1 protein-coding gene and 1 pseudogene are annotated in these 4,005 nt (G+C 69.2%); both read right to left on the reverse strand.

Features of this window, described 5'->3' with window-relative positions:
- A pseudogene (locus tag AB0F61_RS34035) lies at positions 1 to 579 on the reverse strand (4Fe-4S ferredoxin); the annotation flags it as partial.
- Positions 572 to 3,832: a formate dehydrogenase gene (gene fdh / locus AB0F61_RS34040; RefSeq protein WP_357818478.1), complete on the reverse strand. Its 3,261-nt coding sequence runs from the start codon at positions 3,830 to 3,832 to the stop codon at positions 572 to 574. The pseudogene AB0F61_RS34035 and the gene fdh, both read right to left, overlap by 8 nt.
- Positions 3,833 to 4,005 lie beyond the last annotated feature (173 nt).

The following is a 4,005-nucleotide window of genomic DNA, read 5'->3' on the forward strand; positions in this document are numbered from 1 at the left end:
ACAGACATCCGACATCATCAACCACCGAAAATCCGAACGCCCCTCCACACCCGTTCCCCGCCCCGGCGGCTGCGCCCCCGGCATCCCCAGGAACTGCGGACCCGCGCCACCCTGGGCCGCGGCGATCGGATCGGCGGAGATCGGGGCGCCGAGCACGTCCGCGGGCCCGCCCGCGGCCATCCCCGCGGCGGCGGACGGCGTGCCGGGCGGCACCCCCGGGTCCGTGCCGGTGTGCCCGCTGGTGCCGGCCGCCACGGCCGCCGACGCCGCGCTTACCGAACCGTCGGTCGGCGTACCCGCGAACGCCGGGGCCCGGTGCCCGGCCGGCCGAGGTTGCTCGATGAACGCGACGTGCCGCCACGAGTTCGCCGTCAACGCGCCGGTGTTGTCGTACGACATGCCGAGCAGGTCCAGCCCACTCTCCGGGACGCCGTTCCACTCCTTGCAGGCCACCTCGCAGGCCTTGCAGCCGATACAGACGCTGGTGTCGGTGAAGAACCCCATCCGCGGCGGCGCGTTCTCGTAACCGGCCTCGGGTGCCGGATCCAGCGGGCCGTACAGGCTGTTCGGGTCAGGAATCACCGCGCTCCTCCCCCGTGACCGCCGGGGCGTTGTGCCCCGGGTTGATCCCGGCGCGCCGCTGGTAGTCGGCCACCAGGTCGAGCAGCGCCGGCCCGGTGGGCCGCCGGCCCGGCCGGACATCGCAGGTGCCGACCTTGCTCTCCTGGATCAGGACGTTCGGGTCCAGGCTGATGCCGAACAGGTCGTTTGCCGAGTCACCGGTCACCAGACCCTCGAAACCGAAGTGGTACGGCAACCACACCTGGTGGATGATCCGACCGTCCACCCGCAGCGGGGCGAGGCGGTCGGTCACCAGCACCTTCGCCTCGATCACCGCACGACCGCTGACCAGGTGCGCCCAACCGAGATGGGTCAGCCCCGCCGCGCCGGCCAACTCCGGTGACACCTCGACGAACATCTCCGGTTGCAGCTCGGCAAGCGTGCGCACCGTCCGGCTCATCCCACCGGCGGTGTGGTGCTCGGTGAGCCGGCTGACCGTGAACACGTACGGGAACACCTGACTGTGCTCCTCCGGTGGGCTCGGGTTCACCGAGTTCACCGGATGCGCGTACATCTTGCGGGTCGGGTTGGCCTGCTGCCGGTAGAGCGGGTTGCGCACCGGCGACTCCACCGGCTCGTAGTGCGTGGGCAGCGGCCCGTCCAGGACACCGCTGGGTGCGTACAGCCAACCCTTGCCGTCGCCCTGCATGACGAACGGGTCGTCACCGGCGATGCCCTCCGTCCCGGACGCGCCGGGCGGCGGCCGGTACGACGGCGGTTTGGTCTTCTCGAAGTCCGGCACGTCGTAGCCGGTCCACTCGCCCTTCTCCGCGTCCCACCAGACGTAGCGTTTGCGCTCACTCCACGGGTTGCCGTCCGGGTCGGCCGACGCACGGTTGTAGAGGATCCGCCGGTTCGCCGGCCACGCCCACCCCCACTCGGCGGCCACCCAGTCCTGCTCGTGTCGGGACTTGCGTCGCGCCGCCTGGTTGACACCGTCGGCGTACACCCCGGTGTAGATCCAACAGCCGATCGCTGTGGAACCGTCCGCGCGGGCCTCGGCGAAGCCGGACAGCGGGCGGCCGGTCGTCACGTCGTACCCGTTGATCTCCCGCAGCACCGACTCGGCGCTCGGCTCCGCGTGCGGACCGTGCGTGGGGTAGTCCCAGGTGAGGTCGAGCAGCGCCCGGTCGCGCGGCAGCTCCGAGCCGGCCAGCTTCTCCCGCACCTTGCGCCCCAGGTGGTAGAAGAACCACAGCTCGGAGCGGGCGTCGCCCGGCGGCTCGACGGCCTTCTCCCGCCACTGCAACAGCCGCTGCGTCTGGGTGAACGTGCCCTCCTTCTCCACGTGCGAGGCGGCGGGCAGGAAGAACACCTCCGTGCGGCACTCCTCGGGCACGATCTCCCCGGTGGCCACCTCGGGGCCGTTCTGCCAGAACGTGGCACTCTCGATCATGAACAGGTCCCGGACCACCAACCAGTCCAGGTTGGCCATGCCGAGGCGCTGCGCCCGGCCGTGCGCCGAACCGACAGCCGGATTTTGACCCAGCAGGAAGTACCCCTTGATCTTCCCGTCGATCATGTTGAGGACCTGCTGGTAGGTGCCGTGATCACCGGTCAACCGAGGTAGGTAGCCGTAACAGAAGTCGTTCTCCGGCGTCGCCGCGTCACCCCAGTACGCCTTGAGCAGGCTCGCCGCGAACGACCGCGCGTTGCCCCAGAACCCCTTCTGACCCGGATGCCGGATGCTGTCCACCCACTCGTCGAAGCTCGGGTGCTCCGCGTGGTGCGGCATCGGCAGATAGCCGGGCAACAGGTTGAACAGCGTCGGAATGTCCGTCGAGCCCTGGATGCTCGCGTGCCCCCGCAGAGCCATCACCCCACCGCCCGGGCGACCCATGTTGCCGAGCAGCAACTGGATGATCGCGCCGGTACGGATGTACTGCACACCCACGCTGTGCTGCGTCCACCCCACCGAGTAGATCAGCATGCCGGTGCGCTCCCGGCCGGAGTTCCGCGTCCACGCCTCGGCCAACTCCAGGAACTGCTCACGGGGAATCCCGCAGACCCGTTCCACCATCTCCGGGGTGTAGCGGGCGAAGTGTCGCTTGAGGATCTGGTAGACGCAGCGCGGGTGCTGCAACGACTCGTCCCGCTCGGTCTGCCCACTCACCCGCGCGCCGTGCGACTCGTGCGTCAGCCCCGCCGCGCTGTCCCGCTCCTGGGCGGTGTGCCCACTGCCGGACGAACCCTCGTGCCCCGCGTACTGCCAGCTGTCCTGCACGTAGCTGCCGGTCTCCGGATCGAACCCGGAGAAGAAACCGTCGCCGTCCTCGGTGTCGACGAACTCCTCACTGACGATCGTCGCCGCATTCGTGTACGACAGCACGTACTCGCGGAAGTCCAGCTCGTTGTCCAGGATGTACCGCACCACGCCACCCAGCAGGGCGATGTCGGTGCCGGCCCGGATCGGCAGGTACGAGTCCGCCACCGCGCTCGTCCGGGTGAACCGTGGGTCGACGTGGAACACCTTCGCGCCACGACGCTTGGCCTCCATCACCCACTGGAAACCCACCGGGTGCGCCTCAGCCATGTTCGAACCCTGGATGACGATCACGTCAGCGTTGGCGATGTCCTGCTGGAAATCCGTCGCACCGCCACGACCGAAGCTGGCCCCCAGACCGGGGACGGTGGCGGAGTGTCAAATACGGGCCTGGTTCTCGATCTGGAGCGCCCCCATCGCGGTGAACAACTTCTTGATGAGGTAGTTCTCCTCGTTGTCCAGCGTCGCCCCACCCAGACTGGAGAAACCCAGCGTCCGGTTGAGCGGGCGGCCCTGCGTGTCGACGTCCTCCCAGGTCTGCTCACGGGCCGCGAGCATCCGGTCGGCGATCATGTCCAGCGCGGTGTCGAGGTCCAGATCCTCCCACTGCGTCGAGTACGGACGGCGGTACCGGACCGTCGTCTGCCGCAGCGGACTGGTCACCAGACTCTTACTCGCCGAACCCTTCGGGCAGAGCCGACCCCGCGAGATCGGGCTGTCCGGGTCGCCCTCGATCTGGGTGACCTGCCCGTCCTTGACGTAGACCCGCTGACCACAACCGACAGCACAGTACGGACAGACCGACCGGGCCATCGAGTCGGCGGCATCGGTGCGGGCCGTGAGCGCCCGGGACCCGTCGGATTTCGCCGCGGCACCCCGACCCAGCGGATCGGTGCCGGTGAGCTGCCGGTACACCGGCCAACCCTCAATGAAGGTACGCAGACCCATGCCCCGACACCCCCTCCCACGCGAGCGACCCCATGAACATAGGTCAACCGAGACATCTTCGCGAGCGGGGGGGCAGTCAGACAGCGCCGCCGCGACTCCGGTGACCCGGCGGCGGGTCAACGACTTCTCGTCCGGGCCCGGGAGGCGCTTGTCGACACGTCGTCGGAGTTGAC

The sequence above is a fragment of the Micromonospora sp. NPDC023888 genome (assembly GCF_040639415.1).
Lineage (GTDB): Bacteria > Actinomycetota > Actinomycetes > Mycobacteriales > Micromonosporaceae > Micromonospora.